This is a genomic window from Roseburia sp. AF42-8, from assembly GCF_003435965.1.
GTDB classification, from domain to species: Bacteria; Bacillota; Clostridia; order Lachnospirales; family Lachnospiraceae; genus Roseburia_C; species Roseburia_C amylophila.
Genome location: NZ_QTVB01000044.1, coordinates 1 through 15,002, shown reverse-complemented (window position 1 = coordinate 15,002; position 15,002 = coordinate 1). Strand labels below are relative to the sequence as shown.

Annotated in this window: 9 protein-coding genes; 8 read left to right on the top strand and 1 reads right to left on the bottom strand. The window is 41.6% G+C overall.

What is annotated here, in order from left to right; all coding sequences use genetic code 11:
• Positions 1 to 123: 123 nt before the first annotated feature.
• From DW059_RS13045 to DW059_RS13010, 8 genes are all read left to right on the top strand, one after another.
• A complete protein-coding gene (locus tag DW059_RS13045; RefSeq protein WP_117699097.1) occupies positions 124 to 717 on the top strand; it encodes a ribonuclease H1 domain-containing protein in 594 nt (197 codons plus the stop codon).
• Positions 718 to 760: 43 nt separating this feature from the next.
• Complete coding sequence (locus DW059_RS13040; RefSeq protein WP_117699096.1) at positions 761 to 1,771, top strand: LacI family DNA-binding transcriptional regulator; 1,011 nt, start codon at positions 761 to 763, stop codon at positions 1,769 to 1,771.
• Position 1,772: 1 nt separating this feature from the next.
• On the top strand, positions 1,773 to 5,201 hold the full coding sequence (gene addB, locus DW059_RS13035; RefSeq protein ID WP_117699095.1) for a helicase-exonuclease AddAB subunit AddB: 3,429 nt from the start codon (positions 1,773 to 1,775) through the stop codon (positions 5,199 to 5,201).
• A gap of 3 nt (positions 5,202 to 5,204) precedes the next feature.
• A complete protein-coding gene (gene addA, locus DW059_RS13030; RefSeq protein WP_117699094.1) occupies positions 5,205 to 8,822 on the top strand; it encodes a helicase-exonuclease AddAB subunit AddA in 3,618 nt (1,205 codons plus the stop codon).
• A 533-nt stretch (positions 8,823 to 9,355) separates the two neighbouring features.
• On the top strand, positions 9,356 to 9,961 hold the full coding sequence (locus DW059_RS13025; protein ID WP_242986262.1) for a Maf family protein: 606 nt from the start codon (positions 9,356 to 9,358) through the stop codon (positions 9,959 to 9,961).
• Positions 9,962 to 9,979: 18 nt separating this feature from the next.
• Positions 9,980 to 10,240, top strand: coding sequence for a hypothetical protein (locus DW059_RS13020; protein ID WP_022243115.1), 261 nt, complete (start codon positions 9,980 to 9,982; stop codon positions 10,238 to 10,240).
• A 17-nt stretch (positions 10,241 to 10,257) separates the two neighbouring features.
• Positions 10,258 to 11,661, top strand: a complete 1,404-nt coding sequence (locus DW059_RS13015; protein WP_117699092.1) for an NAD(P)/FAD-dependent oxidoreductase — start codon at positions 10,258 to 10,260, stop codon at positions 11,659 to 11,661.
• A 47-nt stretch (positions 11,662 to 11,708) separates the two neighbouring features.
• Positions 11,709 to 12,698 carry a peptidylprolyl isomerase gene (locus DW059_RS13010; protein ID WP_117699091.1) on the top strand — a complete coding sequence of 330 codons (990 nt, stop codon included), beginning with the start codon at positions 11,709 to 11,711 and terminating at the stop codon, positions 12,696 to 12,698.
• Between the two features lie 98 nt (positions 12,699 to 12,796).
• On the opposite strand, the gene htpG is transcribed toward DW059_RS13010, so the two are convergent.
• Positions 12,797 to 14,899, bottom strand: coding sequence for a molecular chaperone HtpG (htpG, locus tag DW059_RS13005; protein ID WP_117699090.1), 2,103 nt, complete (start codon positions 14,897 to 14,899; stop codon positions 12,797 to 12,799).
• Positions 14,900 to 15,002 lie beyond the last annotated feature (103 nt).

The following is a 15,002-nucleotide window of genomic DNA, read 5'->3' as shown; positions in this document are numbered from 1 at the left end:
AAATGACGATACGCGGAAAACCTTGATTTTAAGCCATTTTCGCAAGGTTTTATAAACACTTGCGCGGGCTTATAAGAAGATTTCCGTCTATCAAATCAATAAAAAATAGTAAGAGGAAGAAGAATGGCAGCAAAGTTTTATGCAGTCCGAAAAGGAAAGAAACCGGGTATTTATATGAGTTGGGATATGTGTAAGCAGCAGACCGATGGTTTTCCGGGAGCAGAGTTTAAAAGCTTTCCAACAAGGGAAGCGGCAGAAGAATATATCGGTCAGAAGCATCAGACAGTAGAAAAAGAGCCGGAAAATTATGCCTTTGTGGATGGCTCTTATAATATTGCAACGAAGGTATACGGATATGGCGGCTTTCTGATGGCAGATGGGAAAAAAGAAGTGCTGCAAGGCTCAGGCTCGGAAGAAGAAATGGCATCCATGCGTAATGTGGCAGGAGAAGTATTAGGAAGCATGGCTGCCATTGAGAAGGCAGTGGAGCTTGGACTGGCAGAGCTTACGATATATTATGACTATATGGGTATTGAAATGTGGGCAACAGGAGCATGGAAACGGAATAAGAAAGGAACCATTGCTTATTATGACTATATTCAGAGCATAAAGGATAAAATTACGCTTCATTTTGTAAAAGTAAAAGGGCACTCAGGAGTAGAAGGAAATGAAGAAGCAGACCGGCTGGCAAAAGAGGCAGTCGGAATTGAAATATAGTATCTGCAGATGAGTGGATACGGGGATAAAAAGGAGGAAAGAAATGGTTTCATTAAAGGACGTGGCGAAGCGTTGCGGTGTCTCAACGGCAACAGTAAGTAAAGCGTTGAATGGACATAGTGATATTGGGGAGAAGACCAGGATACGGATTAAAGAAGCAGCACAGGAGATGGGGTATTTTCCGAATGCGGCAGCAAGGGCATTAAAGACGAACCGTTCTTATAACTTAGGAGTACTTTTTAAAGAGGAGGCCGGAAGAGGGCTTACCCATGAATATTTCTCGGGCATCTTAAATGGATTTAAAGAAAAGGCGGAAGAATTAGGCTATGATATCACTTTTATTAATAATGAGCATGTGAATCATAAGATGTCATATCTTGAACACTGTAAATACCGGAATTTTGACGGAGTTGGAATTGTGTGTGCCAGGTTTGAGGAACCGGAGGTACAGGAACTTTTGCAGAGTAATATTCCGATTGTTACTGTGGATTATGTATATTACAACTGCACGGTTGTTTCTTCTAATAATGTAAAAGGGATGAATGAACTGGTACGTTATATTTATTCCAAGGGACACCGGAAAATTGCATACATTTATGGGGAAAAACATTCGGCTGTTACCAGAGATCGTCTGACCAGCTTTTTCCAGACAATGGAGAGCTTTAATCTGAATGTTCCGGATGACTATTTAAAGGAAGGAGAATATTTAGATACCAGGCTTGTGGCAAAGGCAACCAGGGAACTTTTAAATCTGCCTGACCCGCCGACCTGTATTCTCTACCCGGATGATACAGCATTAATTGGTGGGATTAATGTAATTGATGAAATGGGACTTAAAGTACCGGATGATATTTCTATTGCAGGTTTTGATGGAACAAAAGTATCCCAGATGATGAGTCCAAAGATTACGACTATACGGCAGAATACCAGAAAGATTGGGGAAGAGGCCGTAAAACGTCTGGTACAGAGAATCGAGCAGCCTAAGACAACGCTGGTGGAGCGTGTGATTATCAATGGAGAACTTTTGGTAGGAGAATCAGTAGGAGGAATCTGATATGGCACTGCAATTTGTGCTGGGCAGTGCTGGAAGCGGAAAGTCAGACTATGTATTCCGCAAAACAGTCAAAGAAGCTCAGAAGAATTTAAAGAAAAATTATTATGTAGTAGTACCGGAACAGTTCACGATGCAGACGCAGCGTGAACTTGTTCGGTTACAGGAAAAAAACAGTATTATGAATATAGATGTGGTCAGCTTCCAGCGACTGGCATATCGTATTTTCGATGAATTAGGAAAGACGAATATGGCAGTTTTAGAAGAGACCGGGAAAAACCTTGTATTGCGTAAGGTTGCCGAAGAGCAGATGGATGATTTATGCGTCATGCAGGGAAATATGAAAAAGATGGGATATATCAGTGAAGTGAAGTCCCTGATATCAGAGCTGACACAGTATAATATCGATCCGGATACTTTGGAAACATTTATTGAAGAGCAGAATATGCCACCGGCATTTTCCTATAAACTGCAGGATATCCTGACCATGTACCGGGGCTTTCGAAGTGCAATTTCCGGGATGTATATTACTGCTGAAGAAGTTTTAGAAGCCTTCTGTGATATGGCAGAGGAATCAAAGCTTTTACAGGATGCCGTGCTGGTTTTCGATGGATTTACCGGATTTACACCGATTCAGAATAACGTGCTATACCGCCTGATGGGAATTGTATCAGATATATATGTGACAGTAACCATTGACCCGGCAGAGGATATTTATTCCTATCATGATATGCAGGAGCTGTTTGCCATGAGTAAGAAGACTGTAGCCAGCCTAATGAAAATGGCAGAAGAGAAGCATTTTGAAGTAACAGAGCCGGTGGTATTAAAGAATCCCAAAGCTGACCGGTTCCGGGAGGCACCGGTACTACGGTTCTTAGAGCAGAATCTGTTCCGTACCAGACATCATAGCTACGAAAAGAAGGATGAGAAAGAAATCAAAGAAGGCATAGAGATTTTATCCCTGCCAAATCCAAGAAGAGAACTGCAGTATGCAGCAGAAGAGATTGCAAGGCTGGTGCATACCGGAGCATATCGCTACCGGGATTTTGCCATTATTTCCGGTGCCATAGAAGAGTATGGAAGCTATGTGCCGCAGATTATGGAGGAGTTTGGCATTCCGTTTTTCTTAGATACAACGAAAAATATTTTACTGCATCCATTTTTGGAATTTGTCCGGTCTCTTTTGCAGGTAATCGAGGACAATTTTTCAGAGGAAGCAATGTTCCGTTATTTGCGCTGCGGATTATCACAAATCAGTGAGGATGAGATTGACCTGCTGGAAAATTATGTACTGGCAGCAGGCATCCGTGGAAAGAAAAAATGGGAGGCAAGATTTATTTATACCACCCATGAGGTTGCGGAAGAAGATTTAGAAGCTTTAAATGAACTCCGGATCCGTGTAATGGAGCCATTTTCGGAATTGACGGCTGTATTTCATAAAAAAGGTGCTACCGTACGGGAATGCACGACAGCACTCTATCAGTTTATTGTGTCCTTACAGATAGAGCAGCAGTTAAAATACCGGGAGAATCAGTATAAAGAGGCGAAGGACTTAGCCAAGGCAAAGGAATATGCACAGATTTATCGCATTGTAATGGATATTTTGGATAAGATGGCAACGCTTCTGGGTGATGAAGTCATGGACATATCCGAATATGCCAAGGTCTTAGAGGCTGGCTTTGAAGCTGCCAAAGTAGGCGTGATTCCGGGTGGCTATGACTGCGTGATGATTGGTGATATTGAAAGAACCCGTCTTGATGATATAAAAGTATTGTTTATTGTGGGAGTCAATGATGGTATTGTGCCAAAATCCGATAATCGTGGCGGCATTATTTCCCAGCTGGAAAGAGAAGAACTTGCGAAAAATCATATGGAACTGGCTCCTACAGCAAGGGAACGTGTTTTTATCCAGCGTTTTTACCTTTATCTTGCAGTGACAAAGCCATCGAAAAAACTTTATCTTACCTATGCAAGGGTAGGCAGTGATGGAAGTGCAAAGCGCCCGTCCTATTTTATTCATATGATAGAGGGACTGTTCCCGGGGTTAAAAGCAGAGCTGATAACGGGAGAACAGGTTGATGAAACACTGGTAACACCGGAGAGCAGCATGGCATTTCTGTTAGAGGGACTGTATCAGGAAGATGCCGGGTGGAATGATGAGAAGGAAGTACTCTGGCAGGCTTTGCTGCACTGGTATGAAGAGGAACCGGCATATCAGGAGCAGGTAAAAGCTATTCTTGATGCAGCAGAGCTTAAATATCATGCAGAGCCAATCAGCCGGACTGTGGCAAAGGCTCTTTATGGAAATGAGTTAAAGAACAGTGTTACGCGGCTGGAACAGTATGCAGCCTGTGCCTGTGCCCATTTCCTGACTTATGGACTTCGTTTACAGGAACGGGAACTCTTTGAATTCCGTATGACGGATATGGGAAATATCTATCATCAGGCATTGGAAAATTATAGCCGGTATCTGAAAGAATCATTCTATAGCTGGTTTGATATTACAGAAGAAGCACAAAAACAGCTTATGGAGCGGGCGATGGAAGAAGCAATTGCTTCCAGTGGAAATGTAGCCATGGCAGATACAGCGGCAAACCGTTATCAGGTAGCAAAGATGAAAAAGATTTTTGCACGGACCATCTGGGCACTGACCAGCCAGATCCGTCAGGGAAAATTTGAACCATCGCAGTTTGAGGTGGGATTTTCCTATACGGATGATTTAAATGCAGTGAATTTTAAACTCAGTGAAGAAGAGCATATGCGGCTCCAGGGAAGAATTGACCGTATTGATACTTATGAAGACAAAGATAAGTTATATGTAAAGATTATTGATTATAAATCCGGTAATACCGGTTTTGAACTGCTATCTTTGTATCATGGACTGAAGCTTCAGCTTGTGGTTTATATGAATGCAGCAATGGAATTATTTGCAAAGCAAAATCCGGCAAAAGAGGTAGTGCCGGCAGGTATGTTCTACTATCATATTGATGATCCGATGGTGGAAGGAACCGGTAGTGAATCTGAAGAAGAGATTCGAAGAAAGATATTGGAAAATTTACGTCTGGATGGAGTGGTAAATACAGAGGATGATATTTACCGTGCCATGGATGTGGAACTTTCCGGTAAATCCAATGTCCTTCCGATTTCTGTAAATAAGGACGGAACGGTGCGAAAGAGCGATAAGGCTGTGGACAAGGAAGAATTTAGGCTGATTGCGGATTATGCCAGCTATCGGATTGCAGAAGCTGGAAATGCTATTTTAAAGGGAAATACAGAGGTGAATCCGTATCTTTTAAAGAACCGGAGCAGCTGTGATTATTGTCCATATGCTGCGGTCTGTGGATTTGATAAAAAGATTCCGGGATATGAAGTAAGGCGGTTGGAAGAATTATCTTCCGAGGAAATCTATGAACGCATGAAGGAGGTTTTTTAAGAAATGGGAATGACATGGACAAAAGAACAGCAGCAGGTCATTGATTTAAGAAACCGTAATATCTTAGTGTCTGCGGCAGCAGGTTCCGGAAAGACAGCCGTACTGGTAGAGAGAATCAAAGAGCTGGTATTGGATAAGAAGCATCCGGTAGATATTGACCATCTTCTGGTGGTAACCTTCACCAATGCGGCGGCAGCCCAGATGAAAGAGCGTGTAGCAAAAGCCTTGGAAAAGGCATTGCAGGAGAATCCTTCCGATGTGAGATTACAGCAGCAGGCTGCACTGGTGCAGAATGCGCAGATTACTACCATAGACAGTTTCTGCCTTTATGTGCTTCGGAATCATTTTCATGAAATCGGTCTGGAGCCGAATTTCAGGATTGGAGATGAAGGCGAGTTAAAGCTTCTTCGGGAAGATGTAATGACCGGATTGTTTGAACAGTGTTATGAAGAAAAACATCCGGGCTTTTTGCATCTCATTTCCTGTTATGGAACCAGCAGAAGTGATGCACCGGTGCGGGATATGATATTTAAACTTTATTCCTATGCACAGAGCTATCCATGGCCGAAGCAGTGGCTTCGGGAAGCGTTAAGCTGTTATGAGATAAAAACGGAGCAGGAGTTAGAACATGCATCCTTTATTGAAATGACGGTAGAATATGGGAAGCAGATGGTAAGGGGCTATTTAGAGCAGGCAGAGCATTATCTTGAGCTTTGTCAGGATGCAGACGGTCCTTACATGTATGAGGACGCCTGTGAGCAGGATGCAGAGCTGATGGAAGAATTGCTTTCCTGCGATACATATCAGGCTTTTTATGAAGAATTAGGAAAATGTAAATTTGCAACATTAGGCAGGGCAAAGGATTATATCGGAAGTCCGGAAAAGCAGGAGCAGGTAAAGGCAGAACGTAAAAAACTTAAGGATGGAATCGGAAAGTTAAAAAGTGACTGCTTTGCCCTTACTTTTCAGGAAATCTTAGAGCAGCTCGCTCTGGTACAGCCATCAGCAGAAGCGTTAGCTGAAGTGACGGAGCGTTTTATCGATGCTTTCGCAGAAAGAAAGCAGGATAAGAATCTGGTGGATTTCTCAGACCTTGAGCATTTTGCATTAGAGATATTGGTAGAGGAAGAGACCGGGAAACCAACGGAGACAGCAAAAGAATTTCAGAATGCCTATGAAGAAATTATGATCGATGAGTATCAGGACAGCAACTATGTGCAGGAGACGATTCTCCGGGCAATTTCAAGAGAAGTGGTCGGACAGAATAATCTTTTTATGGTAGGAGATGTAAAACAGAGTATTTACCGTTTTCGTCTGGCGAGACCGGAGCTTTTCATGGAAAAGTTTGATACTTATGAGACAACAGATGCACCCTGTCAGCGGATTGATCTGCATAAGAACTTCCGAAGCAGAGATACGGTGCTTACTTTTACCAATGATATTTTCTATCAGATTATGAAACGGAATCTTGGCGGTGTGGATTATACCGGTGAGGCGGCATTGTATTGTGGTGCAGATTATCCGGCGGGAGAGAAAGCAGACGCTTTTGACAGTGAGATTCTTCTTACAACTACACAGGAACTGGAAGAGGGAACAAAACAGCAGATTTCAAAACAGGAACTGGAAGCAAAATTAATTGCAGACCGGATTCGGAAGATGGTAGGCAAAGAAGAGGTGGTAGACGAAGAAACCGGAGAATTCCGGAAAGTCCGCTATGGCGATATTGTAATTTTACTGCGTAGTTTAAGTGAATGGGCGGACCTTTTTGCAGAGGTTTTAAATGCCAATGGAATTCCGGCACATACGGTTTCAAGAACCGGATATTTTTCCACATTAGAAATCAGGACGGTATTAAATTATCTTAGGATATTAGATAATCCAAGACAGGATATTCCACTGGCAGCAGTATTAAAATCCCCAATGGCAGGTCTTTCCGATGAGCAGCTTGCAAGACTCCGGTTACTGGCAGAGGACAAGCCGTATCATCAGTGTGTAAAGATGTTTTTGGAAGCGGAAGAAGAACTGACAGAAAAAGAATCAACAGCGGATGAAGACATGCGGGCAAAATTAAAACGTTTTTCCGAAACATATAAAAAACTTCGTAGACAGACCATGGATATACCAATGCACGAACTGCTGCAAAAGGTATTGAAGGAAACGGGATATGCCAGATATGCATCGGCATTGCCGGCGGGCAGACAGAGACTTGCAAATCTTCATATGCTGTCAGAGAAAGCTATTGCCTATGAGAAAACCAGTTATCGCGGACTTTATCATTTTATAAGATACATTGATGAGCTGCAGAAGTATGATGTGGACTTTGGGGAAGCAGAACTTGTGGGTGAAAATGAAGATGCAGTAAATATAATGAGTATACACAAGAGTAAGGGACTGGAATTTCCGGTCTGCTTTGTCAGTGGAATGGGCAAATCCTTTAATAAGCAGGATAGCCGCAGCAAGATGATTCTGCATCCGAACCTTGGCGTTGGACTTGATATTATTGAGGAAGACAGGCGGATAAAAGTACCTGCATTTTTTAAGAAGGTAATTGCAAGGCAGACAGAATTAGAAAGCCTTGGCGAGGAGCTTCGTGTCTTATATGTGGCATTTACAAGAGCCAAAGAAAAATTGATTATAACCGGTTATATCAAGGATGAAGAAATGCTGCAGCAGATAAGAGAAATTTATTGCGGAAGTAACCGAAAAGCACTTAATTTTAAGGAGCGGGCAGAAGCAAAGACCTTCCTGGAGTGGATCCTTCCGGCGGCAGCCGCCAGTGGCAGCTGGGACAAGGTTTCCTATGTGACACCATGGAGCATGTTAGAGGATGAGGCGGCACATCAGATAACAGAGCATGTGTCATTGAGGCAGCGTGTGCAGCAGGCGGAGGAAGTTTCGGATACTCTGTATGAAAAGATAAAGGAACAGTTATCCTATCAGTATCCGCACCCGGATGCCATTCATCTGGTGACAAAATATTCTGTATCGGAATTAAAACACCGGGCAATGAGGGAGCTTGCAGCAAAGGAAGAAGAGGATGTTACACCGAAATTCTTAGAAGAAGTATCTACCCCATATGTCCCGGCATTTATGGAAGGAAAAGCAGAAGTAAATCAGGGAGCACTGCGTGGAACAGCCATGCATCGTCTGATGGAATGTTATGATTTTACGAAAATGCCGGATCGTTCCGATGAATTTGCAGAAAATATAAAAAAGCAGTTGACAGGACTGGTACAAATGGGTAAAGTATCTGAGGATATGCAAAAATTAATCCGTATACCATCCGTGGAATTATTCTTAAAATCGCAGCTTGCACCCCGTATGAAAGCAGCTGCAATGCGGGATGATTTGTTCCGTGAGAAGCCGTTTGTCATGGGAAATCATGAGATGGAAGAAGAGATGGTTTTAATCCAGGGAATCATAGATGTTTTCTGGGTGGAAGAAGATGGAATCGTACTGCTTGATTATAAGACAGACCGGGTAGACAGTGCCACAAGGCTGCGGGATATGTATAAAGAACAGCTGGATTTATATGCAGAAGCGTTAGAACGGATATTCCCGCTTCCGGTGAAGGAGAAGTATCTTTATTCCTTCCGGCTGAATCAGGCAATTGAAGTATAAGGTGTCATAAGTGATGGGAGGGAAAAAGTTTTTATAGGAAAGGCTTTTGTTTGAAGGCATTTGCTTTAACCTTTGAAATGCCGAAGTTCTAAGGCATATGTTTTCCTTTTTTCTATAAATACAGTCTTTCCAATGTTTGACAGACACATTGCACGGTTCGCTGCCTGCGGATACATGAATAGGCTTGTTAGGGGCACTTAGAATTTCGTCTGCAACCAGGCAACGCTGGTACAGGGATGTACCAGCGAGGCACAGATGAACACGGATGTGAATTTGTGCCGGTTGCCAGACGAAGTTCATATATTAGCCGAAATTCTTAGTGCCCCTTACAGGCGTATGCGGTATCCGCAGACAACGGACAGTGCGACGTGTCGGTCCAAGCAACGGAAAGACAGTTTATCATCAAGGAAAACATACGCCTAAGAACTACTGGTATTTCAATGAAAAAAGCAAATGTTCTCCAAACAAAACCTTTTCCGGTAAACTTTTTCATCCACTCACTTATAATATACCGGAACACAAGGAGAAAAAACGTGAAAATAATTTTAGCATCAGCTTCCCCACGAAGAAAAGAACTCTTAGAGCAGCTTGGACTTACCTTTCTGGTATTTCCGGCACAGGGAGAAGAAAAGCAGGTGGGAGATACGCCTTCTGAGATTGTCATGAATCTGGCGAAGCAGAAAGCGGGAGAGATTTATGAGAAGATGATAGAAGCCAAAGTAGGAGAACAGGACAGTCTGGTAATCGGAGCAGATACCGTCGTGGTAAAGGATGGCAAAGTGCTGGGTAAACCGAAGAACCGGGAGGATGCATTTACAATGTTAAAGGGACTTTCCGGCAGTACCCATGAAGTCTATACCGGAGTGTCACTTTGGATGCGGGAGAATGGAAAGAAGGTACAATACAGCTTTTATGAATGTACGAAAGTTACCATGTATCCGGTTACAGATGAAGAACTGAACCGCTATATAGATACCGGGGAACCAATGGATAAAGCAGGTGCATATGGAATTCAGGGAAAAGCAGCTGCGTTTATCGAAAAAATCGAAGGTGATTACAATAATGTAGTAGGTCTGCCGATTGCCCGGATTTATCAGGAATTGAAACAATTAGGTATTGATGTATATAAATTTTCATAAAACAGGAGGAAAGAATAAATGGAATACGATGAGGTATGTCTGAATTACTTTTTGGAGCATCAGTCACAGTTATTTGATGAAAATGTGGCAGACAGTTTAGAAGAGGCAGAAGCGTTTTTAGAGGACTGTATGGCAGTTATCTGTGACAGCATCAAAGAAGTAAAACAGTTCTTAGACGAAAGCGGCGCGGATGTATCCGGAATGAGCAATCATGAAATTGAAGAAGCAGAAGAAGTTTTTTCACTGCCGGATGGCAGATATCTGGTTGTGGAAGCATAAATGAAAGGGGATTTTATATGAATAATAACTATGATGTAATCATTATCGGTGCAGGTCCGTCCGGAATTTTCTGTGCCTATGAATTAAAGGAAAAAAGACCGGATTTAAAGGTCCTCATGATAGAAAAGGGAAGAAGCATTGAGAAACGCCAGTGCCCGAAGCGTAAGACAAAGGTCTGTGTAGGATGTCAGCCGTGTTCGATTACAACAGGATTTGCCGGAGCAGGAGCATTTTCGGATGGTAAATTATCATTATCACCGGATGTAGGTGGCAATCTGCCGGAAATCTTAGGATATGAAGAAGCATTATCCTTAATTAAAGAATCGGATGATATTTATCTGAAATTTGGTGCAGACACCAATGTTTATGGTGTGGATAAGGAAAAAGAAATCCGTGAGATTCGTAGAAAAGCAATCAATGCCAATTTAAAATTAATCGAGTGTCCGATTCGACACCTTGGAACAGAAGAAGGATATAAGATTTATGCCCGTCTGCAGAAACATTTATTAGACCTTGGCGTGGAAATTCTCTTTAATACCATGGTGGCAGATATTCTGGTAGAAAACAATGCTGTAACTGGTGTTGTAACGGAAAAAGGAGATACATATTATGCGAAAGAAATCATTTCCGCAGTAGGACGTGAAGGCGCAGACTGGTTCTCACATATCTGTAAGGAAAAAGAGATTGAAACCAAGGTAGGTACGGTTGATATCGGTGTCCGTGTCGAAGTGCGTGATGAGGTTATGGATTTCTTAAATACCAACCTTTATGAAGCAAAACTGGTTTATCATACACCAACCTTTGACGATAAAGTGCGTACTTTCTGCACAAACCCATCCGGTGAAGTAGCAACCGAATATTATGATGACGGACTTGCGGTTGTAAATGGACATGCTTACAAGTCGAAAGATATGAAAACAAATAATACCAACTTTGCATTGCTGGTATCCAAGAACTTTACCAAGCCATTTAAGACTCCGATTGAGTATGGTAAACAGATTGCACAGCTTTCCAATATGCTTTGTGATGGCAAAATTTTAGTACAGACATTTGGTGACTTTAAGCGGGGCAGAAGAACTACAGAGGAACGTCTGGCAAGAAACAATCTGATTCCAACCTTAAAGGATGCAGTGCCGGGAGATTTATCACTGGTATTCCCGCATCGTATTATGGTAGATATCGAAGAAATGTTAGAGGCACTGGATAAGGTTACACCTGGTATTGCCAGTGATGAAACATTACTTTATGGTGTAGAAGTAAAATTCTATTCCAATAAAGTTGTTGTCAGCAAAGATTTTGAAACCAGCATTAAAGGTCTGCGCGCCATCGGTGATGGTGCAAGCGTAACCAGAGGATTACAGCAGGCATCTGCAAACGGAATCAGCGTGGCAAGAAGTATATTAAAGAGTCTTGAAGCATAAAAACATACCAAAGAATTGGTTTTCGAATAAGAAAAGGAAGAAAATTCATGGGACGAAAGAGTAAAATTGTCGCAGTGGTCTTAAGCATTTCCGTATTGCTTGGTGGATGCAGTCTTGGAAAAACTGATATTGTATTTACAACAGGATTATCTGCTAATGAAGTTTTTAAGATAGAGCATGAAAAGGTATCTTTGGCAGAAGCCAAGGTATATCTTTGTAACTACCAGAATCTATATGGAAATGTCTATGGAATTGATTTGTGGAAACAGCAGTATCAGACCGATGATTTAGAGCAGTATGTGAAGGACGTTACATTATCGGAAATGACCCGGGTAATCTGCATGGACCAGTTGGCAGAGCAGAAGGAAATTACTTTAAGTAAAGAGGAAAAGACCAATCTGAAGCTGGCTGCAAAAGAATATTATGAGTCATTGAATGAAGAGGAAAAAAGTTATATGGATGTCAGTGAGGCTACCATAGAGAAGCTCTATGAGAATTATGCACTGGCAAGCAAGGTGTATACATCTTTAACAACCGGTGTCAATGAGGAAGTCAGTGATGATGAAGCAAGGGTCATGGAAGCACAGCAGATTTATGTAAAGGATCAGAGCCGTGCAGGAGAGGTGGCATCCAGACTGGCAAATGGAGAGGATTTCCGGACAGTAGCAGCAGATTATAATGAGGCTGCCCAGATTGATATTACCTTTGGAAGAGATGAGATGCCAAAGGAAGTAGAGGATATTGCATTTAACTTAAATGATGATGAAATATCAGGAAGCATTGCGACAGAGGATGGTTATTATTTTATCAAGTGCATCAATAAATTCAATCAGGAGCTGACGGATGCAAATAAGGATAAGATTGTTAAAAAGCGTGAGAAAGAGGCATTTAATGACGAATATGACGCTTTTGTGGCAGATTTATCTTCAAGCCTCAATGAAAAAGTCTGGGATGAACTGGAACTTAAAACAGACGGAACCATAACCACCAACAGTTTTTTTGAAGTGCTGGATAAGTATTATCAGTTAGAAGAGTAGAACAATAGTAGAAAAAATCTACAGAATCTGCCGCTGGCAACTATAAAAGGGAATCTGATGAAAATCAGATTCCCTTTTGGGTAGTTCTTCTTGAACTTTTATTTTGCCAGCAGCATCATGATATCGTTGCTACGCTGGATGAATTTTGTCATAGCATCTACGGATAATGGCTGGTTGCTTAAAACAGCTAAATCGTAAAGCTGCTGACAGAACATTGGTACATGCTCGGAATCTTTGTGATTTAAGATGTACTGGACCAGAGGATGACTGGTATTTAAGGTCAGTGTCTGGTCTGCCGCAAACATGGAAGTATCCATACCGCCCATGCCATTCATGGCATACATTTTCATCATATCCTGCATACGTCTGCCTTCCTCGGAGAGAGTAATAACAGAAGCAATGTCGGCATTTTTCAGTTTGGCAGCTTTAATCGTAAGCTTATCATTCTTTAAAGTATCTTTGAATACTTTGGACAGTGTTTCTTTAGTCTCTTCAGCATTTTCTTCTTTCAGGGAATCGGTAAGGTCTGCATCGATTCGCATGAATTTGAATTTCTCATTACGCTGCTCTAACTGGCTGATGAAGGAGGTATCGATATTGTGATTTAAGATAACTGCATCCATGCCCTGTTCCTTGAACATCTTGATATACTGTCCCTGCTGAACCGGATCGGTAACATAGTAAATCGGTTTTCTTTCATCCTTTTCTTCTGAGTCAGAAGCAGTATCAGCGGTCTTATCAGCATCAGACACATTGTCTGAAGCAGTATCTTCAGCCTTTGTATCTTCGGTATTTCCTTCCATATTTTCTTCTGCTTTTTCGTCTTCTTTCAGAAGCTCCGGAAGAGTAAGGTACTTATCATCTAAGTTCTTAAAGAGAATGTAATCATTCATCTTGTCACAGAACTTGGTATCTTTTAAGCAGCCGAATTTGATAAATGGGCTGATGTCATCCCAGTATTTTTCGTAGCTTTCCTTTTCGGTCTTGCACATACCGATTAATTTATCTGCAACTTTTTTACTGATGTAATCGGAAATCTTCTTTACAAAGCCATCGTTCTGCAGGGCACTACGGGAAACATTAAGCGGAAGGTCAGGACAGTCAATCACGCCCTTTAAGAGCATTAAGAATTCCGGAATCACTTCCTTAATGTTATCTGCGATAAATACCTGGTTATTATATAATTTAATAGTTCCTTCGATGGAATCGTATTCCGTATTAATCTTCGGGAAGTACAGAATACCTTTTAAGTTAAATGGATAGTCCATATTCAGGTGAATCCAGAATAAAGGCTCTTTATAATCCATAAATACTTTACGGTAGAAAGCTTTGTATTCTTCATCGGTACATTCGCTCGGAGTCTTAGTCCACAGTGGGTTCGTATCATTCAATGGAACCGGACGTTTTAAAATCTTAAGCTTTTCGGTTCTTGGAGATACTTCTACGACTTCTTTTTCGCCATTTTCATTTTCTTTTTCTTCTGTCTTTGCTTCTTCCACGATTGTTTCAATGACAGTATCGGTATCTAATTTATCTTCCGGTTGGATGGTCTCATACTGTGGCTCGGCATTTGCCTTGGTCAGATAGATTGGTACCGGCATGAAAGAGCAGTACTTCTCAATGACTTCTCTTGCACGATATTCGTTGGCAAATTCCAAAGCATCTTCATTTAAGAAAAGAGTAATTTTGGTGCCGACTTCGGTACGGTCACTGTCTTTCATATCAAATTCTGTGCCGCCATCGCATTCCCAGTGAACAGCAGTAGCACCATCTTTATAAGAAAGGGTATCAATGTGAACCTCATCTGCAACCATGAAAGCGGAATAGAAGCCCAGTCCGAAATGACCGATAATCTGGTCTTCATTGGCTTTATCTTTGTATTTCTCCAGAAAATCAGTAGCACCGGAGAAGGCAATCTGGTTGATATATTCTTCTACCTCGTCAGCGGTCATTCCAAGGCCGTTATCAATGAAGGTAAGGGTTTTATCGTCCGGGTTGACAATAACGTGGATTTCAGGCTTATAATCGGCTGGAAGGGTATATTCTCCCATCATTTCCAGCTTTTTTAATTTGGTAATGGCATCACAGCCATTGGAAATCAGTTCACGATAGAAAATATCATGATCGGAATACATCCATTTCTTTATAATCGGAAAAATGTTATCGCTGCTAATTGATAAATTTCCATGTTTATTACTCATTTAAAACACTCCTTTTCTTTCTCTATATACTTTCTTGTTTTATTTTGTAGTGTCAGACTACAAATCCTAATAGAAATATTATACTTTGCAAATTTAAAAGTCA

Coding starts and splice junctions, on each gene's coding strand:
- DW059_RS13045 (WP_117699097.1), top strand. CDS start 124: ATGGCAGCAAAGTTTTATGCAGTCCGAAAAGGAAAGAAACCGGGTATT.
- DW059_RS13040 (WP_117699096.1), top strand. CDS start 761: ATGGTTTCATTAAAGGACGTGGCGAAGCGTTGCGGTGTCTCAACGGCA.
- addB (WP_117699095.1), top strand. CDS start 1,773: ATGGCACTGCAATTTGTGCTGGGCAGTGCTGGAAGCGGAAAGTCAGAC.
- addA (WP_117699094.1), top strand. CDS start 5,205: ATGGGAATGACATGGACAAAAGAACAGCAGCAGGTCATTGATTTAAGA.
- DW059_RS13020 (WP_022243115.1), top strand. CDS start 9,980: ATGGAATACGATGAGGTATGTCTGAATTACTTTTTGGAGCATCAGTCA.
- DW059_RS13015 (WP_117699092.1), top strand. CDS start 10,258: ATGAATAATAACTATGATGTAATCATTATCGGTGCAGGTCCGTCCGGA.
- DW059_RS13010 (WP_117699091.1), top strand. CDS start 11,709: ATGGGACGAAAGAGTAAAATTGTCGCAGTGGTCTTAAGCATTTCCGTA.
- htpG (WP_117699090.1), bottom strand. CDS start 14,899: ATGAGTAATAAACATGGAAATTTATCAATTAGCAGCGATAACATTTTT.